The sequence below is a fragment of the Kribbella sandramycini genome, assembly GCF_013131805.1.
GTDB lineage: Bacteria > Actinomycetota > Actinomycetes > Propionibacteriales > Kribbellaceae > Kribbella > Kribbella sandramycini.
On the sequence record NZ_JABJRC010000011.1, the window covers coordinates 70,410 to 93,759 of the forward strand.

Genomic DNA, 23,350 nt, shown 5'->3' on the forward strand with positions numbered 1-23,350 from the left:
ACCCGAGTCACGTGACCCAGACCACACCCTGCTACTTACTCGGGGAGGGTGGTGGCTTTGGTGGTCAGGTAGTGCTTTTCGGGGAGGGAGGGGGTTCGGCGGGCGGCGGAGAGGTAGAGGGCGCGGGCGAGGGTGGGGTTGCCGGCGCGTTCGTGGAGGTGGGCGCGGACGGCGTCGAGGCGGTGGGATTCGGTGAGGCTCTTGTTGGTGGCGAGGGTGTCGAGGAGGGCCAGGGCGGCTTGTGGGCCTTGGATTTGGGCGAGGGCGATGGCTCGATTGAGGGTGATCATGGGGTTGGGGGTGAGTTGTTCGAGGAGGAGGTAGAGGGCGTGGATTTGCGGCCAGTCGGTGTCTTCGGCGGTGGGGGCCTCGGCGTGCAGGGCGGCGATGGCGGCTTGGAGCTGGTAGGGGCCGACGGCGCCTTGGGCGAGGGTGGCGAGGGTGAGGGCGGCGCCTTCGGCGATCTGAGCCTGGTCCCAGAGAGCGCGATCTTGTTCGTCGATGGGGACGAGTTCGCCGGACGGCGTCGTCCGGGCGGTACGCCGGGAGTCGGTGAGGAGCATCAGGGCGAGCAGGCCCGCAACCTCGCCGTCGTCGGGGAGGGCCGCGCGCAGCATCCGGGCCAGACGGATGGCCTCGGTGGTGAGCTCCACCCGCTGGAGTGATTCGCCGGAGCTGGCGGTGTAGCCCTCGTTGAAGATCAGATAGAGAACTTGCAGGACGACGCGCAGCCGGTCGGCACGTTCGGCGTCCGGCGGGAGTTCGAAACGACTGCCCGCCTCCCGAATACTCTTCTTGGCCCGGCTGATCCGCGGGGCCATCGTTGCCTCCGGCACCATGAACGCCCGGGCAATCTCAGCGGTCGACAACCCACCGACAGCCCGCAACGTCAACGCCACTTGGGACGCCGGGGTCACCGCCGGGTGACAACACAGGAAGAGCAGCGTCAGCGTGTCATCGGATTCGGCGTCCGGCACCGAATCAGCGCCGGGGGCAACGAGTTCGCCGTCCATCGACGCGACGGCATCCTCACGACGACGGCGCGCACTCTCACTGCGGATCTGATCCGTCAGCCGCCGCGTCGCGACCGTGATCAGCCAGCCGCGCGGATTCCCCGGTACGCCGTCCACCGGCCACTGAGTCGCCGCCGCGAGCAAAGCCTCCTGGACGGCGTCCTCACACAGATCGAACTGCCCGTACCGCCGCACCAAGAACCCGACCACCTGCGGCGCCAGCCCCCGCAGAAGCCCCTCCACCTCAGCGTCGACACCCATCTCAGTCGTCCCGATGCCCGGGCGCCAGAATCCCGGTCTCCAAGGTCTGGAGCAGGACGGCGGGCGCCGCATAGCGGGTCAGCTCACCGTCGCTGACGGCCTCGCAGGCGATGTAGACCATCCACCACAGCAGACGGTTGATCCAGGTCGGCGGGAGCGACTGGGCGAAGACGCCGTCGGCATGACCGCGAGCGACCAGGGCTTCAATGGGTTTGCTCACGACATCGAGCCGGGCGAAGAAGTCCTTGACCCAGTCGCTGGGCTCCGGCGTCCCGAAGGTCGGCTCGTTGAACAGGAAGAACAACCGCGGCCCGAGGTCGAACCAGCCGGCGATCATCCGCTGCAGCGCTTCGCGCGGCGGCCCCTGCTCGAGGTCGGCCTCGGCGATCAGGCGCTCGATCTGCTCGAGCAGGTCCTCGGCAAGAGCGTGGATCAGCGCCGTCCGATCCGGGAAGTAGCGGTGCAGGGTGCTCCGGGCGACCTGGGCCTCGGCCGCGATCTCGCCCAGCGACGCATTCCGCTGCCGCGCGAAGGCCGCCGCGGCCGCCTCCAGGATGGCCCGCCGCGTCCGGCTCCGCGTCCCCGACTCCGCTGTGTCCACCATGCACAGCACTGTAGCTCCATAAGTCGCCGAAGTTTATTTTTGGGACACTGATGTCCGATCCTGCTACCCTGATGATTCGAGGCGAGGGAGATCGGCATGGCCGAAAGGCGCTGGGAGAATGTCCGGACGCTGTGGTCGTTCGTCCGGCCGCACCGCCGGACGCTGGCGCTCGGGCTGGCGCTCGGGCTGGGGACGACGGCCGCCGGGCTGGCGACGCCGATGGTGTCGAAAGCGGTCCTCGACGGGCTGGCGGCGTCCACCCCGATCGGTCCGATCGTGGCGCTGCTGATCGGGCTGCTCGTGCTGAGCTCTGGGCTCGGGCTGGTGCAGTGGATCCTGCTCGGCCGGATGGGTGAGCGCGTCGTCCTGGATGCGCGCAGCTCGATGGTGCGGCGGCTGTTCCGGGTCCGGGTCGGCGAGCTGGCCGGCCGCTCCCCCGGCGAGCTGGTCACGCGGGTCACCTCCGACACGGTGCTGCTGCGGGAGGCGGCGGCGTCCAGCCTGGTGGAGCTGGTGAACGGCACCATCATGCTGGTCGGCTCGCTGGTGCTGATGGCCGTGCTGGATTTGGTGCTCTTGGCAACGACTTTGGGTGCGCTGATCGTGGTCGGGCTGATCATCGCGGTGCTGATGCCGCCGATGGCGAAGGCCCAGGAGCAGGCGCAGGGCGCGGTCGGCCGGCTGGGCGGCGCGCTGGAGGGCGCGCTGCGCGCCATCCGCACGGTGAAGGCGAGCCGGGCCGAGGGCCGCGAGAGCGAGCGGGTGATCTCGGAGGCGACGGAGTCCGCGCGGCAGAGCGTGCGCGCGGTGCGGTACCAGGCGGTCGCGATGACGATCGCCGGGTTCGGCATCGGGCTGGCAACGATGCTGATCCTCGGGCTCGGCGCCTGGCGCGTGAGCGAGGGAGCGCTCGCCGTCTCAGCGCTGGTCGCGTTCCTGCTCTACACCTTTCAGCTGATGGAGCCGGTGATGTCGCTGACGACGACGGTGACGTCGTTGCAGTCCGGCGTCGCGGCGGCGACGCGGATCCGGGAGATCGAGGCGTTCGAGCTCGAAGCTCAGAGCGAGGGCGGCGTACGTCGTCCGTCGGGCGACCTGAGCGCCTCCGCACTCACCTTCGAACAAGTCACCGCGCGCTACGCGCCGGGCGCCGCAACCGCCTTGCAGGACGTCAGTCTGGAGATCCCGCGGATCGGACACACCGCGATCGTCGGCCCGTCCGGCGCCGGCAAGACGACGATGTTCTCGCTCCTGCTCCGCTTCCTGAACCCCGAGAGCGGGCGGCTCGTTCTCGATGGGATCCCGCTGAACGAGTGGTCCCTGGAGGATCTCCGGCGGCGGATCGTCTACGTCGAGCAGGACACCCCACTCGTCCCGGGCACCCTGCGGGAGAACCTGCGCTACACCCACCAGGACGCCACCGAAGAGACGCTCTGGGAGGCGCTTCGCGCGGTCCGGCTCGACGAGCGCGTGCACGAACTGCCCGAGGGCCTCGACACCGTGCTTTCCACCGCGGTCATCTCCGGCGGCGAGCGGCAGCGGATCGCGCTCGCCCGCGCGCTCGTCAGCACGCCGGAGATCCTGCTCCTCGATGAGGCGACCGCTCAGCTCGACGGCCTCACCGAGGCCGCCGTCCACGACGTCATCGCCCGGGTGGCCCGCACCGGCGCCGTCCTCACCATCGCGCACCGGCTCTCCACAGTGATCGATGCCGACCAGATCGTCGTCCTCGAATCCGGCGCCGTCCGCGCCCGCGGCACCCACACCCAGCTCCTCAGCACCGACTCCCTCTACCAGGACCTCGTCGCCGCCCTCCGGATCACCACCACGGTCAGCTAGGCGCCCGGACCGCCTGTTCGATCCCGGTAACCGTCAACGCGAGCCGGGCGGCAGCCTCCGCAGGGTCGGGGCTGCCACTGTCGAGCCAGACCAGGATCGACTCGATCACCACCGTCGTGTTCAGGTGGGCGCCCCAATCCGCCCAGGCCGGGCTGGAGGCGATCGCGGCGACATGCGGTCGCGCGGCGCCGACCATCGAGGACCAGAGCTGCTCGATGTCGTGGCTGAACTCCGGCTCCAGCCGCGCGTACCGGAACAGGAGCCGGAAGGCGGCCGGCTCGGCGCTCGCCCAGGTCAGCATCCGGGCCAGACTCAAGTCGGTCAGCTCGCCATCGGCATCCGTCGCCGTGTGGAACAGCCGCAGACAGGCCCGATCGATCGCAGCCTGATACAGCTCGGCCTTCGACGTGAAATGCCGATAGATGATCGCCGCCGTGACGCCGGCCTCGGCCGCGATCTCTTCCAGGCTGGTCCGCGGGTAGCCGCCGGTCCGCGCGAAGGCCGTGGTCGCGGCGTCCACGAGCTGCTCACGCCGCTGCTCCCGCGGCATTCGCCGAGTCACCGTTCTGCCGGTCACCGGCACCCCCTTTCGCCAGTTGGGTCTTGAGCTGATATACATCCTAACTTGTATAAGCGAGATTTACTTAGGAGGGGTGATGACCATCAAGCAGCTGAGCGGACCGGTGCGGTTGACGGACCGCGCACCCGGGCCGGACGTCGCGCGTGGCGCCGTCCTGGCGCTGATCGCACTGGCCCACGCACCGGCGTACCTGAGCGGGCGGCCGCTGGCGATCGGGGGCTACCCGGCCGACGGATCCGGGGCCGACCAGGCAGTCGTCTTCGCCGAGACGGCCACGGTCGTCGGCCGGGGCTACCCGATGTTCGCGGCCCTGCTGGGCTACGGGCTCGTCCAGCTGTGGAGCCGCCGCACCGACGCCCCCGGCCAGACGCGCCGGCTGATCCGGCGCCGGGGCCTGTGGCTGATCGTTTTCGGATTCGTCCACGCGGCCCTGCTCTGGGGCGGCGACATCCTGGGCGCGTACGGCGTCCTGGCTCTACTGCTCGGCGCCGGACTGATCACCGCTCGGGCCAGGTGGACGCGGGCCCTTGCGATCACCTCCATCCTGATCGTCGCCTCCGGCGGCGCATCAATGGCTCTGGCCGCCACCGCCGGCGGCACCAGCCCACTGCCGTCGACCGGCGAATCGAATGCGCTGGCCGCAGTCGCTCTCCGGCTGACGGAGTGGCTGCCGAGCCTCATCCTCCAGCCGCTCGGAATGCTCGCCGCCGTCCTCGCCGGCGCCTGGGCGGCCCGACGTCGCCTCCTCGACGACCCCGAGCGGCAGGTACGAGTCCTGCGCCGGATCGCGATCATCGGCCTGCCGGTCGCAGTCCTCGGCGGCCTGCCCTGGGCGGCGGCTGTAGCCGGCTACTGGACGAACCTGTCCGAGGGTCAGATCGCGGCCGCCGGTGCGCTCCATGCCGTGTCCGGTTACGGCGGCGTCGGCTATGCAGCTCTGATCACCTTGGCCGTCATCGGCAAGGGCGACAATCGACTGGCCGTGGCCCTGCGAGCCTGCGGACGCCGGTCGTTGACCAGCTACCTGCTGCAGTCCGTGCTCCTCGTCGTCCTACTGGCGCCGTACGCACTCGGGCTCGGCGAACGCGTCGGAGCGGCAACAGTCGCGCTGCTCGGGATCGCGGCCTGGCTCACCACGGTGGTCGTCGCCGTGCTGCTCGAACGAGCCGGACGCCGTGGCCCCGCCGAGTCGCTGTTACGCCGCCTCACCTATCGGCGGGTCACTTCTGCAGGCGGCGCAGAACAGCCGTCGGGAAGCGGCGCGTGACCGGCCCCAGGACGGAGGCATCACGCAGGGCGGTCCGCGCGGCCAGGTGACCGCAAGCGCCGTGGACGCCGCCGCCCGGGTGAATCGCCGAGCTGCCGAGGTAGAGCCCGTCGACGAAGGTCCGCGGGCTCCCCAGGCCGATCGTCGGCCGGAAGATCAGCTGCTGCTGAAGCTGCATCGTCCCACCGCCGAGGGCGCCGAAACCGAGCGCGGCGTTGCCGGCCTCCAACCCACTCGGCCGCTGCAGCTCCCGATCGATCACCAGCGCCGAGAATCCCGGGGCGTACCGCTCGATCGCGGCTTCCATCCGCTCCCCCAGCAGCTCCGCCGACGCGTCGTCCGCGATCCCGCGCGGCAGGTGCGCATACGCCCAGACCGCCTCCGACCCGGCCGGCGACCGCGACGGATCCGATTTCGTGGTCTGCCCGATCAGCAGGAACGGCTGCTCGGGCACCCGCCGGGTGTCCAGCTCCGCGCCGAGCCGCACCAGCTCGTCCGCCGTCCCACCGAGATGGACGACGCCCGCCGAGCGCGCCTCGGCCGCCGTCCACGGGATCGGCCCGCGGAGCCGGAAGTTCAGCTTCACCGTCGGGTAGTCCCAGTCGAACCGCTCGTCCAGATCCCGCCGCAACCCCGCCGGGATAGTTGCCCCTGACAACAGTGCGTCGTACAGCACCGGCGCCGAGGTGTCGGCGATGACGGCCCGCTCGGCCGCGACGTACTCACCCGACGCCGTCCGGACGCCGCTCGCCCGGCCGCCCGAGACGTCGACGCCGACCACCGGCGTACCGGCCGCGAACAGCACCCCGGCCTGCTCGGCCCGCCGCACCAGCGCCCCCGAGAAGGCGCTCGATCCGCCGACGGCGACCGGATAGCCGACATCTTGAGCGAGCATCGCGAGCAGCCAGCCCATCGTCCCGCTGACGCTGCCCGACAGCGGCGCATCGGCGTGCAGCGCGTTCCCCGCGAGCAGCGCGCCGCCCTGCGGCCCGGTGAACAGCTCCTGCCCCATCCGGTGCATCGGCATCGCCATGAACCGGGCGAAGCGCAGCAGCTCCCCGGCCGAGCCGAGCTTGCGCACCAGCTTGACCGCAGGCGCGACCGGCGGCCACGTCGTCAGCAGCGATTTCAGCAACGGCTCCCGGATCGCGACGTACTGCTCGTACAGCCGCAGCCAGGCTGCGCCGTCGCCCGGCTGCTCCGCGCCGACCGACTTCGCCGTGTCCTCGGGATCGGGATGGATCGACACCGAACTGCCCGACGGATCCAGCAGATGGGTGAGCGCGAGCGGCGCGTATCCCCATTTCAGCCCGTGATTCTCCAACTCCAGCGCGCGCATCACCGGCGACGCCACGCCCAGCGGGTAGTTCGAGCTGAACCGGTCGCTGATCCACCCGTCCCGCTCGATCGACCGGACGGCGCCGCCGTAGGTGTCGGCGGCCTCGAGCACGAGCACGTCCCAGCCGGCGTCGGCGAGCGCGATCGCGCTCACCAGCCCGTTCGGCCCCGAACCGATCACGACGGCGTCAACACTGCGCGGGAGCATGTCTACGACCTTAGCTCGATGACCTGGGCTACCCCGTCAGTACCCGCCGCCACCAGTTGCGACGCGCCTAGCCCGCGCAGCGGAAGCCGATCGTCTCCGAGCGGTCCAGCCCGAGGCCGGTGAGCACCAGTTTGAAGCTCACCGCGGGCTCCTGCGGCCCGCCGTCGGCGTACCACTCGGAGCCCTTGGCAACATACTGCGAGCCGCCCTTGAGAATGCAGAACCGGCTGCGCCCGTCGCGGTGCTCGCTCTCGGTCAGGTTCCAGACCAGGGGCTCGGCCCGGCCGAAACCCTCCAGACCGGCCGCGACCTGCCACTCGTCCTCGGTCGGCAGCCGCCCGCCGCGCCACGCGGCGTACGCGCGCGCATCCGCCAGCTCGACGTACGTCACCGGCTGCTCATCCGTCCCGGACGCCGGCGCCCCGCCGACCCAATGCGCGAGGAACCGATGACCGACCGACGGCCGATACCCCGTCGCCGCCAGGAACTCGGCGTACTCCGCGTTGGTGACCTCGGACGCCGCCACCGAGATGGCGCCCAAACTCACCTCACGCGTCTCCGTCCGGACGTCGTGCAGCCGCGGCGCCCACGCGTCGACGTACGGCGCCTGGTCGTACAGCCCGGTCTCGCGCCGCCGGTACCGCACGGTCAGCGACCGCTCCCCCGCCGGTACGCCGACCGCCGCGCCGATCGCGGCCGGACCGGAGATCGTTGGCGCCGGCAACCGCTCCGCGGGCCGCATCGGGAACGCGGCGTCGGCCACCTGTGGCCGCGGCAAGGTGCCCAGCCGGCGCGCGGTCGCCCGGCAGGACGGGCCCGCGGTCGCGCCGACCCGGACGATCCCGGTCACGCCGCGCCCCGGCACGGTCAGATGGACGCCGTCGTCGTTCGCGGTGATCGGGACGCCGGTCGTCACGTCGTACCAGTCGCCGACCTGATCCTCCGAGCGCAGCACGATCCCGTCGAAGTCCTCGTCGTCGCGATTGATCAGCGTCCAGAACGTGACGTCGGCCAAGTCGAAACGCGAGCCGTAGATACCGTGCATCCGGGCCTTCTCGGGCACCTCGGGGGTGAGCTGGATCCAGTCGCCGTTGAGCAGTACCGGCGCGAAGGCGCGTTGCGCCGCGACCATCCGGCGCAGCGTCGACCGGTCGCGCGCGTTCCAGCCGACCCAGCTGGAGAACACCGACTCCCAGACGATGATCCCGGCGCCGTTGATCCACGCTGACTGCAACTCGTCGCTGTGATCGCGATGCCAGCGCCGGACGTGATGCATCAGGTGCCGGCGCTCGAACAGGTGCGCACGCAGGACGCCGGGAGCGTGCGTGTCGCCGAACCATTGCGCCCAGGACAACGGATGATCGCCGACCCTTGCCATCGGCAACCGTGTTTCGCCCTCGAACACGATCGCCGGATTCGCTGCCCGGACCGCCCGGACGAACGCCGGGTCGGCCTCCGCCAGCGTGTCCAGGAAGATGCCGTCGACGGCGTACTCGGTGACGAGCGCCGCGAACTCCTCGGCGTCCGAGCGCGCGGGCCGACGGGTGCCGGTGTCCCACGGGTGGTAGCCGAAGAAGACCTTCAGCCCGTGCTCGTGCAGCTCGTCGACGAGCCGGCGAAGGCCGGGGACATCGCGGTAGAAGTCGAACTGGTTGCGGGAGTCGATCCCGAGCACCGGGTAGGCGTGCTGGAGCACGATCGCGTCGTGGCCGCCGAACTGCTCGATGCTGTGCCGGACGAACCGCTCCGGGGTGAAGCGGGCGCCGGCGGCGTCGTACAGCAGGTCGTCCCAGAGCCAGGCGAACGCGACCGAGTACGCCGTCTGGGCCCACTCGCGGCCCGGGTGGTCGTACGGCGAGCCGTCGTACGGCGTCCGCTCGTACGCGCCGATCAGCCACTCGGCGAGTTTGGCCCGCCACCGCGGGAGGTCGGCCGCGTCCTCCGGGGCGCCGAGGACGGTGGCGTCGTCGAGGAAGGACAGGTCGGCCCGAAACCCGAGATCCACCCGGGCGGGCAGATCGATGGGCCGCGGTTCGAGCGAATTCACAGGTACACCTCCGCATAACGCGCGTCGATCGCATCCCCGTGAGGCACCGAGGCAACTGCTCCCGCGGCCTGAACACTCAGTGATGCAGCAACGTTAGCGCGTCGGACCGCGTTCGTCAGGTCGCGGGGTGTGATCGACTCGATAGCTGACGCGGCAGCCAAGGTCGCGGCGAGCACTCCGCAGAAGGTGTCACCCGCGGCGGTCGTGTCGACGACCTCGACCTTGACGCCCGGGACGACGATCTCGTCGTGGCCCCGGGTGAGGATCACCGCGCCGGCCCCGCCGAGCGTGACCACCGCGGCCGGGACCAGCTCCAGCAGGCGGGCCCGATCCGGCCCGGCGGCCGCCTCCGCCTCGCTCTCGTTCACCACGAGCAGGTCGACATCGGCCAGCAGCGCGGCGGGCAACTCGGCCGCGGGGGCGGCGTTCAGGATGAAGTAGGAGCCGGCCGCGGCGGCCGCCGCGACGGTGGCCATCGGGATCTCCAGCTGGGCGAGCACGACCTTCGCCGCGCCGACCAGCTCGGCGGCCTGCGCTGACAAGGTCAGCTCGCCGTTCGCGCCGGGGGCGACGACGATCGAGTTCTCCCCGGACTCCTCGACGGTGATGATCGCCGTCCCGGTCGGGGCGTCGCTGACGCCGACGAGCGCCAGATCGACGCCGGCTTGGCCGAGAGTGTCGCGCAGCAGGGCGCCGCCGTCGTCCGCGCCGAGGGCCGCGACCATCGCCGTCCGGGCGCCGGCCCGGGCCGCGGCGACGGCCTGGTTCGCGCCCTTGCCGCCGGGGCCGCGCGTCAGCACGCCCGCGAGGACGGTCTCGCCGGGGCGCGGGATCCGCCGGACCGGCAGCACCAGATCGACGTTCGCGCTGCCCACCACGACCACCTCAGGCTCCACCCCGCGCCACCTCCACAGCTCCGGCCGACATCGTCCCGGCCCACCCTCCCACGACCGCCCGGCCAATCGCAGCCGCGGAGCTTGTACCCCCGTTCCGCGCCGCGTACTCCCGCCGGCCCCGAGAAACTGAGCGTCGGGCTATCGCCTCTGCCGGGTAGGCTTTGGCCGTTGAATTGTCGACAAGATTCTGGGGTGGGGACATGACCAAGACTGCTGTGGTGCGCGCGTCCGTGGGGGCAGGGCTGGCGGCGTTGCTGCTCGGTGCGGTGGCCGTCGGGCCAGCGCTGGGGCTGGCGGCCGACCGCGAGACCGGGACCGTCAAGCTCGCGGCCGACCGGGAGAACGGCACCGTCAAGCTCGCGAAAGCCGCGGGTGACAAGAAGGTAGAGGTCATCAAGTAACCGATACCTCGACGCCCGGCATCGTGCTCACGGTGCCGGGCGTTTCCTATTCGTCGTCGTCCTCGGCGCCCGGGCGCTCGGCCCAGGGAGTCTCCTTGGCCGGCCGGACGACGATCAGCTTGTCGCCGGCCGCGAGGACCGAGACGTTCGAGTCGTAGTACCGGTGCACCTTGCCGTCGCGGACCACGGAGACGACGCGGTCGGGCAGCGCGGACGGCGGTTTGCCGACCTCGCGGCCGAGCACCGGGCGCTCGGCGACCTCGAGGCCGTCGCCGTAGGTCAGCAGGTCCTCCATCACCTCGCCGAGGTTCGGGCTGACGGCCGACAGGCCCAGCAGCCGGCCGACGGCTTCGGAGGACGTGACGACCGCGTCGGCGCCGGACTGGCGCAGCAGCGGGACGTTGTCCTCCTCGCGGACGGCGACGACGATGTGCGCGTTCGGGTTCAGCTGGCGGACGGCGAGCGTGACGAGGACGGCGGAGTCGTCGCGATCGGTGGTGACGATCACCTCGCGCGCCGTCATCACCTCGGCCCGGCGAAGCACCGTCCGGTTGGTGGCATCGCCGTGGAACGCGGCCATCTGATCGTTGCCCGCGTCACCGACCGCCTGCGCGCGCGGGTCGATGACGACGATGCCGTCGCGCTTCACCCCGTTGCTGATCAGGGTCTGCACGGCGGAGCGGCCCTTGGTGCCGTAGCCGACGACGATGGTGTGGTCTCTCATGCGTTTCCTCCATCGCGTGTCGCGCATGATCCGGCGACCCTCGTTGGCCAGAACTTCCAGTGTCGTGCCGACCAGTACCACCAGGAACGAGATCCGCAGCGGCGTGACGATGAAGGCGTTCACCAGCCGGGCAGCGGGCGTCACCGGCGTGATGTCGCCGTACCCGGTGGTGGTGAGCGTGACGGTGGCGTAGTAGATGCTGTCGATCAGGTCGACAGTGCCGTCGTAGCTGTCCTTGTAGCCGTCACGGTCGATCACCACGATCAGCACCATCAGGGTCAACAGCCCCACCGCGATCATGAAGCGGCTGAAGAGCTGAAAGAGCGGCGAGCGCGTGCTCGCGGGCAGGTTGACCAGAAGGCCGTGTGGATTGCGACCGGGCAGGGATGGCACGGGATCGACCATATTGCACCGGCGGGCGATCCACCGCATGCGACAGGCTTTCCTGTGACAGCGCCACCGTCACCATCAGGTTGGCGCCGTCCTGGACCACTCGGGTCCGCATCCGCAGACCCTCGATCGTGCGCAACATGGCGGCGTTCTCCGGCTGGACGACGCAGACCGCCCGATCCGCGCCCAGATCGCGCGCGGCGGTGATGACCTGGCGCAGCAGCTGGGCGCCGAGCCCACGCCCCTGCCAGCCGTCCTCGACCAGGACGGCGACCTCCATCGCCGTACCGCCCAGCTCCTCCCAGGGGGCCGCTGTGGCCATGCCGATCACGGCGTCGTCGACGCCAGCGACGATCGAGACTCCGCCGGCCGGTGCGGACAGGTGCCGCGCAGTGCGGGCCGTCAGCTTCGGCATCGGCACGTGGTAGCGCCGCGTCCGGCTCTCGTGTGAGCAGCGCTCGTGCATGGCTACTACGGCCTCGGCGTCCTCGACAGACGCACGCCGAAGCTCCGGCTCACCAGCACCCGGCCGCGGCCCGTCCAGCACCGGCTCCTGCAGCCGCTCGACCAACCGGCCCGCAATCTCGACCAGTACGTCGGCCCGCGCCCACTCCGCCGGCGTGTACTCCTCGAAACCCTGCAGCGCGCCCAGCTCGTCGTCCACCGACATCGGGTCGTCGATCAACCGCAGTACCGCCCGCAGGTAGCGCGTCGGCGCGTCACTCAGTACGTCGGCCTGACACGGCCGCACCGTCGTCCGAACGCATCCGGCTTCGGCCACCAGTGCGGTCAGGTCGTCTGCGGTCCAGCCGACGCCGGTCGAGACCACCAGCTCGTCCACGGCGCCGGTCTCGGCCGTGAAGACCTCCAGGCTCAGGATGTTGATGTCGTCCGCACCACACCGTGCAGCGAGTTCGGCCAGCGCACCGGGCCGGTCGGCGAGTTCGGTCCTGATCTTCCAGAGCATGCGGACGCCCTCCCTCGAAAGCTTCGTGCTTCCACCCTGCGGGAGAGCTGTTGCCTCGTCGGGTCCGGAATGTTACGACCGCGTCAACGGCGGCGGATCACCTTGGGCAGCCGGGCGCCGACGCGCGGCTTGCGGGCGGCCGCCAGCGCCGCGGCCGACTCGCGCTTGTCCAGGTCGGCATGCCGCAGCAGCTCGGTGTACGTCGCCTGCGGGACCGGCGGGTAGGTCGTGACGATCGCGTCGCCGGAGAAGACGAAGAAGATCGCCTGGCCGTCCTTGATCACCTTGAGCAGCGACCCGTCGCGAACCGTCAGCGCGTGCTCGAGCGCCTTCTTCCGCGCCGCGCGTTTGGCCATCGCGGCCTGGACCGCCTGCTGGGCCGGCTCCCGGCCGTGCCGCACGGCCTCGGCGACGAGCGGCCCGTACCGCACGCCGTACTTGATCAGATTCTTGGCCAGTCGGCCGCCTCCAGCACCCGCCATGCTCCGAGCGTACTTGAGCGGGTGTCCGACTGAGCCGGGTCGGCGTGCGGAGGTTCGGTCGGTCAGGCACCATGGAGGCCGTGAGCTCCCCCAATCCGCGCCGCCCGATTCTGCCCGGCAACAAGCTGTTCGAGTCGTTGCCCGGCGCCGCCGACCCGGCTGCCGTCACCGAGGTGGCACACCGGACGGCCGAGCTGCTGGTGCGCGGCGTCCGCTCCTCGGAGGACGCCGAGGTGCACGCGCGGGTGGTCAAGCTGGCCGACGACTACGGTCTCGACGAGTTGGCCGAGCTCTGGTCGGATGCGCCGTCCGACTCGCTGCCCGGCGCGCTCTGGCGGCTCTACCTGCTGCGCTCCTGGGTGCACTCGAACGCCGAGCAGGTCTCGCTCGAGTTCACGACCGGGCGCAAGTACGCCGAAGTGCACGCAGTGGTCGCCGGTGTCGCCGAACCGCCCGGCCCGACCGAGGTGCGGGACATGGTGGACGCCGTCCTGCGCGGCGTCGCGACCGGCGATTTCGCCACCACGCTGGACCGTGCGGCGGCGTTCGCGCGGATCGTCGCGACCGGTCGCGCGCATCTCGCGGACGACGGTCATGACCAGGTGCTGTCGGCGTCGAAACTGGTCGAGATGGCCGACCAGCTGCAGATCGCGGCACGCTCGGAGCGCGCCGGTCAGCTCTGGTAGTTACACTGTTCGAGGTGTCGGGCCGGTGCAAGCCCCGGGTCCCAAATAAAGCCGCTACGAGCGGCCACGCGCCGTGAGGCGCTTCCCGGTCCGACGCCACTATTCCTTGAACCGCAGCGGTGCTAGCTTCCGCTAGCGTGAGGTTTATCGCAGGGTTGCTCGCCGCCGCGCTGATCCTGACCGGCTGCTCGACCGCCGACGCCAAGGACATCCGCACCAGCGGTATCCGCGCCGACTTCGTCGTCACCGTCAAGGACCGCTCCCGCGGCGCCGACGTCCGCGGCACGCTCCGCGCCGGCACGCTGACCTACGTCAAACTCGGCGACGGCGAATCGCTGCACGTCACGGGCGGCACCGCATCGACCGACCTGCGGCACAGCAAGAGCCTCGGCGTCACCAGCTACCTCGGCCGCCTCGACGGCGAGCAGCGGGCCGGCACCGAGATCACCTTCGACCTGCGCCGGGACAGCGAGAACCAGTCGGCTCCGCGATCGACCGTCGTCCTGCCCGAGCGCCTCCAGCTGACCGCCCCGGCCATCGGTACGACGGCGTCCCGCAAGTCGCCCCTCGCCGTCCGCTTCGACTCGGCGCCAACCGACCTCCCGACCACGGTGCACTGGAGTGGGCCCTGCATCCAGGACGGCGAGCTCCGGCTGCCCTCCGGCGCCGTCGGCGGCCAGATCCCCGCCAACGCGATCCGCCTCGCCGCCACCCCCTCCCCCGGCCAACCCGGCGTCGCCTGCACGATCAAGGTGAAGGTCTTCCGCCAGGCCATCGGCGTCCGCGACCCGGCCTTCAAGGACGGCACCGTGATCGCCGAAGCCCAGTCGACCCGCGAGCTCACCTCGATCTCGTGAACGTTTGACGGTTACCTGGCAGCCTTTTGTCAGTTACCTTCACGAGGGCATCCGTACCTCCGGGACGGCAAGTCTCGGACGCCCACCCCTCGGAAGGATCCCCCATGTCTCGCCTTCCCCGTGCGCTGCTGCCGTTCGCCCTCGCCGGCGCCCTGTTGCTCCCGGCCGTGCCGGCCGCCGCGCAGCGCGGCAGTTTCGATCTACAGGCCCATCGCGGCGGGCTCGGTCTGACCGTCGAGAGCACGATCGCGTCGTTCACCCGCGGTCTGGAGGTCGGCGTCAGCACGCTGGAGCTCGACGTCCAGATCACGCAGGACGGGCACGCCGTCATCACCCACGACCGGCGCGTCGGCGGCAACAAGTGCCGCGACACCGCGCCGTACACGCCGGGCGACCCGGAGTACCCGTACGTCGGTAAGTACGTCAACACGCTCACGCTGCAGCAGGTCAAGCAGCTGGACTGCGGCACGCTGACGCAGCCCGAGCATCCGCAGGCAGAGCCCGACCCGGGCGCGCAGATGCCGGAGCTGAAGGATGTGTTCGCGCTCGTGCAGCGGTTCAAGGCGCACGACGTGAAGCTGAACATCGAGACCAAGGTCGAGGCCGGCGCGCCGAGCGAGACCGCGCCGCGCGAGCAGTTCGTCCAGGTCGTCGCGCGCGAGATCCGGAAGGCGCGGATCGGCCGGCAGGTGACGATCCAGAGCTTCGACTGGGGTGCGCTGATGCGGATGCGCCAGGTCGCGCCCGAGCTGCCGCTGATCGCGCTGACCAACTACGACTTCCTGCAGGTCGGTCAGCCGGGCAGGTCGCCGTGGCTCGGCGGGATCGATATCGACGACTTCGGCGGCGACCTGGTCAAGGCGACCAAGTCGTTCGGCGCGGCGGCGATCTCGCCGGTGCACGGGTTCCCGCAGAACGGCAAGATCACCGACCCGGGCTACCGGCCGTACGTCACCGCGGCGATGGTGCAGTCGGCGCACCGGGCCGGCATGAAGGTCGTGCCGTGGACGATCGACGACCCGGCGACGATGCAGTCGCTGATCGACAAGGGCGTCGACGGGATCATCACCGACTACCCGGATCGGCTGCGGTCCGTCGTCCGGAACAACGGGTTCCGGTTGCCGCGCGCGTACCAGGCCCCGGCGGTCCGGGCGCTGCCGGCCGCGCACGCGCACAACGACTACGAGCACCGGCGTCCGCTGCAGGACGCCCTAGCCCGCGGCTTCAGCAGCGTCGAGGCGGACGTCTGGCTGGTCGACGGCGAGCTGCTCGTCGCCCATGACCTGGAGAACGTCGTCCCGGGCCGGACGCTGGAGAGCCTCTATCTGAAGCCGCTGGCCGAGCGCGTCCGCGCGAACCACGGCCGGGTCTACCGGCACGGCGGCGATTTCCAGCTGCTGATCGACATCAAGAGTGACGGACCCTCGACGTACGCCGCCATCGACAAGGCCCTGTCGAAGTACCGCGGGATCAGCACGATCTTCGCCCACGGCCGCGTCTTCAAGGGCGCCGTCACCTCGGTCATCAGCGGCAACCGCCCGCTCGACGTCCTCAAAGCCCAGAAGCTCCGCTACGCCGGCTACGACGGCCGCCTCGCCGACCTGAACTCCGGCATGCCCGCATCACTGATGCCGCTCGTCAGCGACAACTGGACCAACCACTTCACCTGGACCGGCACCGGCCCGATGCCCGCCGCCGAACGCGCCAAACTCCACACCATCGTCACCACCGCCCACCGAGCCGGCTACCGCCTCCGCTTCTGGGCCACCCCCGACACCCGAGGCGCCGCCCGCGAAGCCCTCTGGACCGAACTCACCACCGCCGGCGTCGACCACCTCAACACCGACGACCTCCACGGCCTCGAGTCCTTCCTCCGCTAGCGCCTCAGCACGGGCGGCCGGCTCGACCCGGCTGCCCGTCCTGGTGCGGACCGCCACCACTCACCAACGCTGCGGAGTAGCGACCTGCGGCGGCCCTCTCAGGCGTGTGGACGCTTCGGAGCGTCCGCCTCGAGCGAGTTGATGAGTGTCTGGGATCCGCTGTCAGGTGACCTCCGTCAGATCGACGACGTCTTTCCCGGCTCGGAAGGCGCGCTGCTGCCGCATCGCGCCGTTGCCGTCGGCCAGCAGCCGTTCGATCCCCTCGGTGACCAGGTCCTCGTCGCCGAGCTGCTGCAGTGCGGGAGTGATGTGCTGCAGCAGTTTGGCGAGCAGCTCGCGGACGGGCAGGGTTTCACCGGTTGGTACATCCAGGGCGGTTCCGGTGAGGCCGTCGCGGGCAGCCAGCCAGTACGCCGCGTGCAGAATCTCGGGCTCCAGCTTCGGTCCGTGGTCGCCGTCGAGCGCAGTCATCACCAGAGCGCGGCAGAGCGTTGCAAGCAGTACGGTCTCGTCGACGGTCAGTGGGACATCGCTGATGCGGACCTCGACGGTCGGGAGGTGACTCGACGGGCGAACGTCCCAATAGATCATTCGCTCGTCCAGGATCGTCCCGGCCGCCAGATGCATGGCGACCAGGGCGTCGTAGTGCTCGGCGGACTCCAAGTACGGCGGTGGGCCGGCGCTCGGCCAGCGCGACCACAGCACCCAGCGCCAACTCGCGAACCCGGTGTCCTGCTCCAGGTAGACCGGCGAGTTCGCCGTCAACGCGAGCAGCGCGGGCAGCCACGGGCGCAGGTGGTTCGAGACGCGAATCGCCGCCTCCTGATCCGGTACGTCGACATGCACGTGACACCCACAGACACCCTGCTCCCGCGCCAGCAGGCCGTACCGGTCGGCCATCTCCCGATAGCGCGCCTTCTGGGTGACCAACTGGGCAGCCGACCCCTGCGGCGGGACGGCGATCGCCAGCAACCGAGCGCCTTCACCGGCCGCGGCCTGCGCGAGCTCGCGGCGCAGCCCGGTCAGCGCGGTCTGCAACTCGGCCGCGGAATCGCAGACCGGGCTGTTGGTCTCCACCTGGGCCCGGGTGAGTTCCAGGGTGACGTCGAGGTCGGGCAGCTCGTCGACAACGGCCTGACTGCGCGGAAGCGGCTCACCGGTGGCGGACACCAGCAGGAGTTCTTCTTCGACTCCGATGGACGGAAGTTTCACCCTCCGCCGGTACCCGTTCGACAAACCGGTTAGGGTCGTGGCGTGAGTTTGCCGATGGTCGCCGCGACGCGGTACGTGTTGCCGCTGCGGGAGGGCGGGTCGCTGCCTGCTGTTGTCGAGGGCAACGATCTGGGGACGTACGTGATCAAGTTCCGGGGCGCCGGTCAGGGGCCGAAGGCGCTGGTGGCGGAGGTGATCGTCGGTGAGTTGTTCCGGCGGCTCGGCCTGCGGGTGCCGGAGCTGAAGCTGATCGAGCTCGATCCCGCGATCGGGAAGTCCGAGCCGGATTTCGAGATCCAGGAGCTGCTGATCCGCAGCGCCGGGCTGAATCTGGCCGTCGACTTTCTCCCGGGCTCGTTCGGGTACGACGCCACCTTCAGCCCCGGGGCCAAGCTGCGGGCCGAGGTGCTCTGGCTGGACGCGTTCACCGCGAACGTCGACCGCTCCTGGCGCAACCCGAACCTGCTCGTCTGGCACAAAGAGCTCTGGATGATCGACCACGGCGCCGCGCTCTACTTCCACCACTCGTGGATGCCCGCCGAGCGGTTCGCGACGCTCCCGTTCGACTACCACGACCACGTCTTCGCCGACTCGGCGTCCGACGTCCTCGCGGCGGTCGACGAGCCGCTGGCCGCGCGGATCACGCCGCAGCTGCTCACCGAGGTGATCGCGCTCGTCCCGGGCGAATGGCTCACCGAGGGCGATCGCGAGCGCTACCTGGAGTATCTGCTCGCCCGGCTCGCGAACCGGTCGGCCTGGGTGCCGGGTGGTACCGCATGACCGCGCCGTTCGACTACGTGATCCTGCGCTGCGCGCCGCGCGTCGAGCGGGCCGAGTTCATCAACGTCGGCGCGATCCTCTACTGCCGCGAGCTCGGCTACCTGGCCGCCGCGTGGGACTTCACCCCGGAGCGGCTCCACGCCCTCTACCAGGACGCCGACCCGGGCGCGCTGAAGGCGTCTCTGGAGCACATCTGCGCGATCTGCGCGGGTGACCCGGCCGCCGGCCCGGCCGCGAAGGTCAAGCCCAACGAACGCTTCGGCTGGCTCGCCGCGCCGCGCAGCACCGTCATCCACGCGGGGCCAATCCACAGCGGGATCACCAACGACCCCGCTGCGGATCTGGAGCGACTGATCGAGGAGTACGTCGGTTAGCCGAGGGCCTTCGAGACCACGTCGCGGGCCTCGACGAAGACCTCTTCGAGGTGGTCGGCGCCCTTGAAGGACTCGCCGTAGATCTTGTAGAGGTCCTCGGTGCCGGAGGGGCGCGCCGCGAACCAGGCCGACTCCGTCGTCACCTTCAGCCCGCCGATCGCGGCGCCGTTCCCGGGCGCGCTGGTCAGCCGATCGACGATCGGCTCCCCGGCCAGCTCGGTCGCGGTGACGGCGTCGGCCGACAGCGCCGACAGCTTCGCCTTCTGCTCGCGACTCGCCGGTGCGTCCACCCGCGAGTACGCCGAAGCGCCGAAGCGCTCGACCAACTTCGCGTGTGCCTGCGACGGCGTCGCCCCGGTGACGGCCGTGATCTCACTGGCCAGCAGCGCGAGCAGGATGCCGTCCTTGTCCGTCGTCCAGACCGTGCCGTCGAACCGCAGGAAGCTCGCGCCCGCGGACTCCTCGCCGCCGAAGCCGACCGAGCCGTCGATCAGGCCGGGCACGAACCACTTGAACCCGACCGGCACCTCCCAGAGCCGCCGGCCGAGGTCGGCGACGACGCGATCGATCAGCGACGACGAGACCAGCGTCTTGCCGACGGCGACGTCCGGGCCCCATTGCCGGTTCGCGAACAGGTAGGAGATCGCGACCGCGAGGTAGTGGTTCGGGTTCATCAGGCCGGCATCGGGGGTGACGATGCCGTGCCGGTCGGAGTCGGCGTCGTTGCCGGTGGCGACGTCGTACCGGTCGCGCTGGGCGACCAGCGAGGCCATCGCGGACGGCGAAGAGCAGTCCATCCGGATCTTGCCGTCGTGATCCAGCGTCATGAACGACCAGGCCGGGTCGATCCGCGGGTTCACCACGGTCAGGTCGAGCCGGTGCCGCTCGGCGATCGCGGCCCAGTAGTCGACGCTCGCGCCGCCGAGCGGGTCGGCGCCGATCTTCACCCCGGCCGCACGGACGGCGTCCAGGTTCAGAACCGAGGGCAGGTCGTCGACGTAGTGGCCGAGGAAGTCGTAGGAGCCGGCCTCGCGGCGGGCCTGCTCGAACGGCGTCCGGCGGACGTCGCGGTTGCCGCCGGCGATCAGCTCGTTGGCGCGGGCGGCGATCCAGCCGGTCGCGTCGGAGTCGGCCGGGCCGCCGTGCGGCGGGTTGTACTTGATGCCGCCGTCGCGCGGCGGATTGTGCGACGGGGTGATCACGATGCCGTCGGCGCCCGCGCGCTCGACCCGGTTCAGCCGCAGGATCGCGTGCGAGACGGCGGGCGTCGGCGTCAGCCGGTCGGCGCTGTCGACGAGCGTCCGGACGCCGTTCCCGGCGAGGACTTCGAGTACCGTCCGCCAGGCCGGCTCGGACAGGCCGTGGCTGTCGCGGCCGACCAGGAGCGGGCCGTTGGTGCCCTCGCCGGCACGGTACTCGCAGATCGCCTGGGTGATGGCCAGGATGTGCGCCTCGTTGAAGGCGCCGTCGAGACTCGAGCCGCGGTGGCCCGACGTGCCGAAGACGACCTTCTGCGCGGGATTCTCGACGTCGGGCGTGATGCTGTCGTACGCCGCGAGCAGTGCGGGCACGTCGACGAGGTCCTCGGGCTGGGCGGGCTGGCCTGCGCGTGGGTGCATACCCACATGCAAGCACAACTCACGACCGGCGGGTGTCGATCTCGCGCCCGCCCGTTCGTCAGGAGAGCATGGACCCGACAATCAGCGCCGCCCTGTACGCCGGAACCCGCGCTCGCGTGACCGACGCCGTCCGCACGCTCGGCCCCGCCGACCTGGACCGGATCGTGCCCGCCTGCCCCGCGTGGACCGTGCACAACCTGGTCTCGCACCTGGCCGGCGTCGCGGCCGACTTCGTCGCCGGCAACCTCGACGGCGCCCCCGAGCCGCCGTGGACCGCCGTCCAGGTCGACGCCCGCCGCGACCTCCCGCTGAGCGCGATCCTCGCCGAGTGGGCGGCCACCGACCTCGAATCCACCATCGCAACCAGCGATCACCCGCTCGTCTCCAACCTGTGGGCGGACGCCGGAACCCACGAAGCCGACCTCTCCGCGATCCTCCCGATCCCCCGCCCGCCCACGTCGCTCCAACTGGCCGCCGTGCGCTGGATCCTCGACGAGCCCGGCGCGCTCACCCTGCACACCGAACACGGCACCTGGGCCCTGGCCGGCGACGGCCCGCCTGCAGAGGCGACCACCTCGACGTACGAGCTCTTCCGGGCGCTCATGGGCCGCCGGCACCCCAGTCAGATCCGGGCCTGGACCTGGTCCGAGCCGTCAGCTGCCGGCTACTGGAGTCACGAGCTCCCGCGCCTCCCTGAGCCCGCGCAGCCTCAGACCGACTAGCTCTCGTCCAGCCGGGCGATGAGCGTCTTCGGCGCGACCTGCCGGTAGGCCTGCTCGACCAGGTCCTCGACGTGCTCCCAGTCGACGTCCACATCCAGGTAGACGCCGAGCCAGCCGCGGTGGCCGACGTACGGCGGGCGGTAGAAGTGCTCGGGGTCTTCGGCGACGAGCGCCTCCTGGACGCCGGGCGGCGCGGCGCACCACAGGCCGACCCGGTCGTCGTGGTGCTGGTTCGCGAAGTTCACGAACACCTTCTTGTCCCGCACGAACCACGTCGGCTCGCCGTGGCTCAGCCGTTCGGTCGCCTCGGGCATCGCGAGGCACAGTGCGCGCAGCCGCTCCAGTCCGTCCATGAGCTCAGTGTCGCGGACCGGGGACGACGACGCCCGCCTCGTACGCGTAGACGACGGCCTGCGCGCGGTCCCGCAGGTCGAGTTTGGTCAGGATGCTGCTGACATGTGTCTTGACCGTCTGCTCCGCGAGCACCAGCTCGGCCGCGATCTGCTGATTCGAGAGCCCGCGCGCGATCAGCCGCAGTACTTCGGTCTCCCGCGGGGTGATCCTGGTCAGCGGCGCGACGGCCGCGGGCTGCGACCGCGCGAAGTCCTCGACCAGCCGCCGGGTGACCGACGGCGCGAGCAGCGCGTCCCCGGCGGCGACCACGCGGACCGCCGCGGCCAGCTCGTCCGGGGTCGAGTGCTTCAGCAGGAAGCCGCTCGCCCCGGCGCGGAGCGCGGAGTACACGTAGTCGTCGAGGTCGAAGGTGGTCAGCATCACGACCCGCGGCGCGTCCGGGACGGCGAGGATCTCGCGAGCCGCGGTCAGCCCGTCCATCACCGGCATCCGGACGTCCATCAAGATCACGTCCGGCCGCAGCTCGGCCGCCTGCGCGACCGCCTCGGCGCCGTTCCCGGCCTGGCCGACCACGTCGATATCCGGCTGCGCGCCGAGCAGCGCGCCGAACCCGGCCCGGACCATCTCCTGATCGTCAACGATCAGCACGCGGATCGACACGAGTCACCTCCTGCAGCGGGAGCAGAGCCTCCACCAGATAACCCCCTTGTGGGGTCGGCCGCGCCGTCACCGCGCCGTCCACCAGCTCGACGCGCTCGCGCATCCCGATCAGCCCGTGCCCAGTGCCCTCGACCGTCGCCGTCGTCCCCCGCCCGTTGCGGACCCGAACCACCAGCATCGACGCCGTCCGCCGGATCTCGACCTCGATCGGCGCGCCGGTCGCATGCCGGACGGCGTTGCTGAGCGCCTCCTGCACCACCCGGTACGCCGTCAGCTGCACCGCCGGGTCGACGTCCGCGACCGTTTCGGCATCGACCTCGATCGCGGCGCCCGCCTCCCGGTGGGCAGCGATCAGCTCGGGCAGCTGGTCGAGGCCGGGTTGCGGTTCGAGTTCGGCGTCCGGCTGCTCTTCGCGGAGGATGCGCAGGACGCGCCGCATCTCGGCCAGCGAGGACCGGGCCGCCTCCGCGATCTCGGCGAACTCGGCGCGGACGGCGTCCGGCAAACCGGACAACCGATGCGGCGCACTGTCCGCGCGGACGACCACCACCGACAGGTGATGCGCCACGACGTCATGGAGCTCGCGGGCGATCCGGGCCCGCTCCTGCAGCCGCGACCGCTCCGAGCGCTCGGCCTCGGTGATCGTCTCCTGGACGGCCAGCTGACTACGGGTCTCGGTGGCCGACCGCAGTACGTCGCCGACCCCGGCGCCGACCGCGGAGAGCAAGGCCATCACGACCAGCGTGGACCATCCGACGTTGAAGCCCAGCACCACGGCGGCGATCACAGTGACCACGCTGAACGCCTGCGCCGCGAGCCACCAGTTGAGCAGCTCCCGCCGTGGCATCCCCTGCGCACCGGCCAAAGCGAGCACGATCGAGTAGCTGAAGACCGCCGTCGCCGTCCACGGCCAGGGCTCACCCGAGCTGTTGGGCGCGGACAGCGGCGCCATCACCGCGGTGGCCGCGAGCGAGACGCCGAGCGCCACCTGCGGCTGGTAGAAGACCGCGGCCAGCGCGAACGCCCGGGCCAGGCCGAGGAGCACCGGCAGGATCAGGAACCCGAAGTGGTAGTGCTGCAGGGTGTCCAGCGCCGTCAGGAAGAACGTCGCCGTCACCCCCACGGCAGCCGCGATCCCCCAGCGGCCGCGCGGCCAGCCCGCGAGGAGCTGCTGTACGTCGATCATGTT

At 70.9% G+C, this 23,350-nt stretch carries 23 protein-coding genes; 9 read left to right on the forward strand and 14 right to left on the reverse strand.

Annotated features, from left to right (window positions below):
- Positions 1-35: 35 nt before the first annotated feature.
- The gene (locus HPO96_RS33780) at positions 36-1,274 is read right to left on the reverse strand and encodes an RNA polymerase sigma factor (RefSeq protein WP_171678486.1); all 1,239 of its coding nucleotides are present in this window, start codon (positions 1,272-1,274) and stop codon (positions 36-38) included.
- Between the two features lies 1 nt (position 1,275).
- A complete protein-coding gene (locus HPO96_RS33785) occupies positions 1,276-1,878 on the reverse strand; it encodes a TetR/AcrR family transcriptional regulator (protein ID WP_171678487.1) in 603 nt (200 codons plus the stop codon).
- Positions 1,879-1,974: 96 nt separating this feature from the next.
- On the opposite strand from HPO96_RS33785, the gene HPO96_RS33790 reads away from it, so the two are divergent.
- On the forward strand, positions 1,975-3,717 hold the full coding sequence (locus tag HPO96_RS33790; RefSeq protein WP_171678488.1) for an ABC transporter ATP-binding protein: 1,743 nt from the start codon (positions 1,975-1,977) through the stop codon (positions 3,715-3,717).
- Here HPO96_RS33790 and HPO96_RS33795 read toward each other — a convergent pair.
- Complete coding sequence (locus HPO96_RS33795; RefSeq protein ID WP_202886751.1) at positions 3,710-4,294, reverse strand: TetR family transcriptional regulator; 585 nt, start codon at positions 4,292-4,294, stop codon at positions 3,710-3,712. The genes HPO96_RS33790 and HPO96_RS33795 overlap by 8 nt on opposite strands.
- Before the next feature lie 79 nt (positions 4,295-4,373).
- Here HPO96_RS33795 and HPO96_RS33800 point away from each other — a divergent pair, with 79 nt between their 5' ends.
- The gene (locus HPO96_RS33800) at positions 4,374-5,564 is read left to right on the forward strand and encodes a DUF418 domain-containing protein (RefSeq protein ID WP_171678490.1); all 1,191 of its coding nucleotides are present in this window, start codon (positions 4,374-4,376) and stop codon (positions 5,562-5,564) included.
- Here the strand turns inward: HPO96_RS33800 and HPO96_RS33805 are convergent.
- The 3 genes from HPO96_RS33805 to HPO96_RS33815 all read right to left on the reverse strand — a co-directional run bounded on the left by HPO96_RS33805 (position 5,518) and on the right by HPO96_RS33815 (position 10,053).
- Positions 5,518-7,110, reverse strand: a complete 1,593-nt coding sequence (locus tag HPO96_RS33805; protein ID WP_171678491.1) for a phytoene desaturase family protein — start codon at positions 7,108-7,110, stop codon at positions 5,518-5,520. The genes HPO96_RS33800 and HPO96_RS33805 overlap by 47 nt on opposite strands.
- A gap of 67 nt (positions 7,111-7,177) precedes the next feature.
- Complete coding sequence (locus HPO96_RS33810) at positions 7,178-9,157, reverse strand: SUMF1/EgtB/PvdO family nonheme iron enzyme (protein WP_171678492.1); 1,980 nt, start codon at positions 9,155-9,157, stop codon at positions 7,178-7,180.
- Positions 9,154-10,053, reverse strand: coding sequence for a PfkB family carbohydrate kinase (locus HPO96_RS33815; protein ID WP_171678493.1), 900 nt, complete (start codon positions 10,051-10,053; stop codon positions 9,154-9,156). Before HPO96_RS33815 ends, HPO96_RS33810 begins: the two co-directional genes overlap by 4 nt.
- A gap of 200 nt (positions 10,054-10,253) precedes the next feature.
- Between HPO96_RS33815 and HPO96_RS33820 the strand changes: the two genes are divergently transcribed.
- Positions 10,254-10,454, forward strand: coding sequence for a hypothetical protein (locus tag HPO96_RS33820; protein WP_171678494.1), 201 nt, complete (start codon positions 10,254-10,256; stop codon positions 10,452-10,454).
- Positions 10,455-10,500: 46 nt separating this feature from the next.
- Here HPO96_RS33820 and HPO96_RS33825 read toward each other — a convergent pair whose 3' ends face one another.
- The 3 genes from HPO96_RS33825 to HPO96_RS33835 all read right to left on the reverse strand — a co-directional run bounded on the left by HPO96_RS33825 (position 10,501) and on the right by HPO96_RS33835 (position 13,017).
- Positions 10,501-11,478 (reverse strand): potassium channel family protein, encoded by a 978-nt coding sequence (locus tag HPO96_RS33825; protein ID WP_238355800.1) that lies wholly within the window; start codon positions 11,476-11,478, stop codon positions 10,501-10,503.
- Positions 11,423-12,535, reverse strand: a complete 1,113-nt coding sequence (locus HPO96_RS33830; protein WP_171678495.1) for a GNAT family N-acetyltransferase — start codon at positions 12,533-12,535, stop codon at positions 11,423-11,425. Before HPO96_RS33830 ends, HPO96_RS33825 begins: the two co-directional genes overlap by 56 nt.
- 83 nt (positions 12,536-12,618) lie before the next feature.
- Positions 12,619-13,017, reverse strand: coding sequence for a hypothetical protein (locus HPO96_RS33835; RefSeq protein ID WP_238355801.1), 399 nt, complete (start codon positions 13,015-13,017; stop codon positions 12,619-12,621).
- A 71-nt stretch (positions 13,018-13,088) separates the two neighbouring features.
- Here HPO96_RS33835 and HPO96_RS33840 point away from each other — a divergent pair, with 71 nt between their 5' ends.
- The 3 genes from HPO96_RS33840 (at position 13,089) to HPO96_RS33850 (ending at position 16,440) form a co-directional block, all read left to right on the forward strand.
- Entirely contained in the window at positions 13,089-13,703 is a 615-nt protein-coding gene (locus HPO96_RS33840; RefSeq protein WP_202886752.1) for an RNA-dependent RNA polymerase family protein, read from the forward strand.
- A gap of 137 nt (positions 13,704-13,840) precedes the next feature.
- Positions 13,841-14,560 carry a hypothetical protein gene (locus tag HPO96_RS33845; protein ID WP_171678497.1) on the forward strand — a complete coding sequence of 240 codons (720 nt, stop codon included), beginning with the start codon at positions 13,841-13,843 and terminating at the stop codon, positions 14,558-14,560.
- Between the two features lie 104 nt (positions 14,561-14,664).
- Positions 14,665-16,440: a glycerophosphodiester phosphodiesterase family protein gene (locus HPO96_RS33850; RefSeq protein WP_171678498.1), complete on the forward strand. Its 1,776-nt coding sequence runs from the start codon at positions 14,665-14,667 to the stop codon at positions 16,438-16,440.
- Between the two features lie 162 nt (positions 16,441-16,602).
- On the opposite strand, the gene HPO96_RS33855 is transcribed toward HPO96_RS33850, so the two are convergent.
- On the reverse strand, positions 16,603-17,652 hold the full coding sequence (locus HPO96_RS33855; RefSeq protein ID WP_171678499.1) for a glutamate--cysteine ligase: 1,050 nt from the start codon (positions 17,650-17,652) through the stop codon (positions 16,603-16,605).
- A 42-nt stretch (positions 17,653-17,694) separates the two neighbouring features.
- Between HPO96_RS33855 and HPO96_RS33860 the strand changes: the two genes are divergently transcribed.
- Together HPO96_RS33860 and HPO96_RS33865 are read left to right on the forward strand one after the other, a co-directional pair.
- Positions 17,695-18,432 carry a HipA family kinase gene (locus tag HPO96_RS33860; protein ID WP_337796920.1) on the forward strand — a complete coding sequence of 246 codons (738 nt, stop codon included), beginning with the start codon at positions 17,695-17,697 and terminating at the stop codon, positions 18,430-18,432.
- The gene (locus HPO96_RS33865) at positions 18,429-18,806 is read left to right on the forward strand and encodes a DUF3037 domain-containing protein (protein ID WP_171678500.1); all 378 of its coding nucleotides are present in this window, start codon (positions 18,429-18,431) and stop codon (positions 18,804-18,806) included. The genes HPO96_RS33860 and HPO96_RS33865 overlap by 4 nt, the downstream gene beginning before the upstream one ends.
- Here the strand turns inward: HPO96_RS33865 and pgm are convergent.
- Positions 18,803-20,425, reverse strand: coding sequence for a phosphoglucomutase (alpha-D-glucose-1,6-bisphosphate-dependent) (gene pgm, locus HPO96_RS33870; protein ID WP_171678501.1), 1,623 nt, complete (start codon positions 20,423-20,425; stop codon positions 18,803-18,805). The two genes, HPO96_RS33865 and pgm, sit on opposite strands and share 4 nt — an antisense overlap.
- Positions 20,426-20,493: 68 nt before the next feature.
- On the opposite strand from pgm, the gene HPO96_RS33875 reads away from it, so the two are divergent.
- A complete protein-coding gene (locus HPO96_RS33875; RefSeq protein ID WP_171678502.1) occupies positions 20,494-21,147 on the forward strand; it encodes a maleylpyruvate isomerase N-terminal domain-containing protein in 654 nt (217 codons plus the stop codon).
- On the opposite strand, the gene HPO96_RS33880 is transcribed toward HPO96_RS33875, so the two are convergent.
- The 3 genes from HPO96_RS33880 to HPO96_RS33890 are packed head-to-tail and all read right to left on the reverse strand — an operon-like array spanning position 21,144 to position 23,347.
- On the reverse strand, positions 21,144-21,500 hold the full coding sequence (locus tag HPO96_RS33880) for an MmcQ/YjbR family DNA-binding protein (protein WP_171678503.1): 357 nt from the start codon (positions 21,498-21,500) through the stop codon (positions 21,144-21,146). The two genes, HPO96_RS33875 and HPO96_RS33880, sit on opposite strands and share 4 nt — an antisense overlap.
- A 4-nt stretch (positions 21,501-21,504) precedes the next feature.
- On the reverse strand, positions 21,505-22,161 hold the full coding sequence (locus tag HPO96_RS33885) for a response regulator (RefSeq protein ID WP_171678504.1): 657 nt from the start codon (positions 22,159-22,161) through the stop codon (positions 21,505-21,507).
- The gene (locus HPO96_RS33890; protein WP_171678506.1) at positions 22,136-23,347 is read right to left on the reverse strand and encodes a sensor histidine kinase; all 1,212 of its coding nucleotides are present in this window, start codon (positions 23,345-23,347) and stop codon (positions 22,136-22,138) included. Before HPO96_RS33890 ends, HPO96_RS33885 begins: the two co-directional genes overlap by 26 nt.
- Between the last annotated feature and the right edge of the window lie 3 nt (positions 23,348-23,350).

Coding starts and splice junctions, on each gene's coding strand:
- HPO96_RS33780 (WP_171678486.1), bottom strand. CDS start 1,274: ATGGGTGTCGACGCTGAGGTGGAGGGGCTTCTGCGGGGGCTGGCGCCG.
- HPO96_RS33785 (WP_171678487.1), bottom strand. CDS start 1,878: ATGGTGGACACAGCGGAGTCGGGGACGCGGAGCCGGACGCGGCGGGCC.
- HPO96_RS33790 (WP_171678488.1), top strand. CDS start 1,975: ATGGCCGAAAGGCGCTGGGAGAATGTCCGGACGCTGTGGTCGTTCGTC.
- HPO96_RS33800 (WP_171678490.1), top strand. CDS start 4,374: ATGACCATCAAGCAGCTGAGCGGACCGGTGCGGTTGACGGACCGCGCA.
- HPO96_RS33805 (WP_171678491.1), bottom strand. CDS start 7,110: ATGCTCCCGCGCAGTGTTGACGCCGTCGTGATCGGTTCGGGGCCGAAC.
- HPO96_RS33820 (WP_171678494.1), top strand. CDS start 10,254: ATGACCAAGACTGCTGTGGTGCGCGCGTCCGTGGGGGCAGGGCTGGCG.
- HPO96_RS33825 (WP_238355800.1), bottom strand. CDS start 11,478: ATGATCGCGGTGGGGCTGTTGACCCTGATGGTGCTGATCGTGGTGATC.
- HPO96_RS33830 (WP_171678495.1), bottom strand. CDS start 12,535: ATGCTCTGGAAGATCAGGACCGAACTCGCCGACCGGCCCGGTGCGCTG.
- HPO96_RS33835 (WP_238355801.1), bottom strand. CDS start 13,017: ATGGCGGGTGCTGGAGGCGGCCGACTGGCCAAGAATCTGATCAAGTAC.
- HPO96_RS33840 (WP_202886752.1), top strand. CDS start 13,089: ATGGAGGCCGTGAGCTCCCCCAATCCGCGCCGCCCGATTCTGCCCGGC.
- HPO96_RS33850 (WP_171678498.1), top strand. CDS start 14,665: ATGTCTCGCCTTCCCCGTGCGCTGCTGCCGTTCGCCCTCGCCGGCGCC.
- HPO96_RS33865 (WP_171678500.1), top strand. CDS start 18,429: ATGACCGCGCCGTTCGACTACGTGATCCTGCGCTGCGCGCCGCGCGTC.
- pgm (WP_171678501.1), bottom strand. CDS start 20,425: ATGCACCCACGCGCAGGCCAGCCCGCCCAGCCCGAGGACCTCGTCGAC.
- HPO96_RS33875 (WP_171678502.1), top strand. CDS start 20,494: ATGGACCCGACAATCAGCGCCGCCCTGTACGCCGGAACCCGCGCTCGC.
- HPO96_RS33880 (WP_171678503.1), bottom strand. CDS start 21,500: ATGGACGGACTGGAGCGGCTGCGCGCACTGTGCCTCGCGATGCCCGAG.
- HPO96_RS33890 (WP_171678506.1), bottom strand. CDS start 23,347: ATGATCGACGTACAGCAGCTCCTCGCGGGCTGGCCGCGCGGCCGCTGG.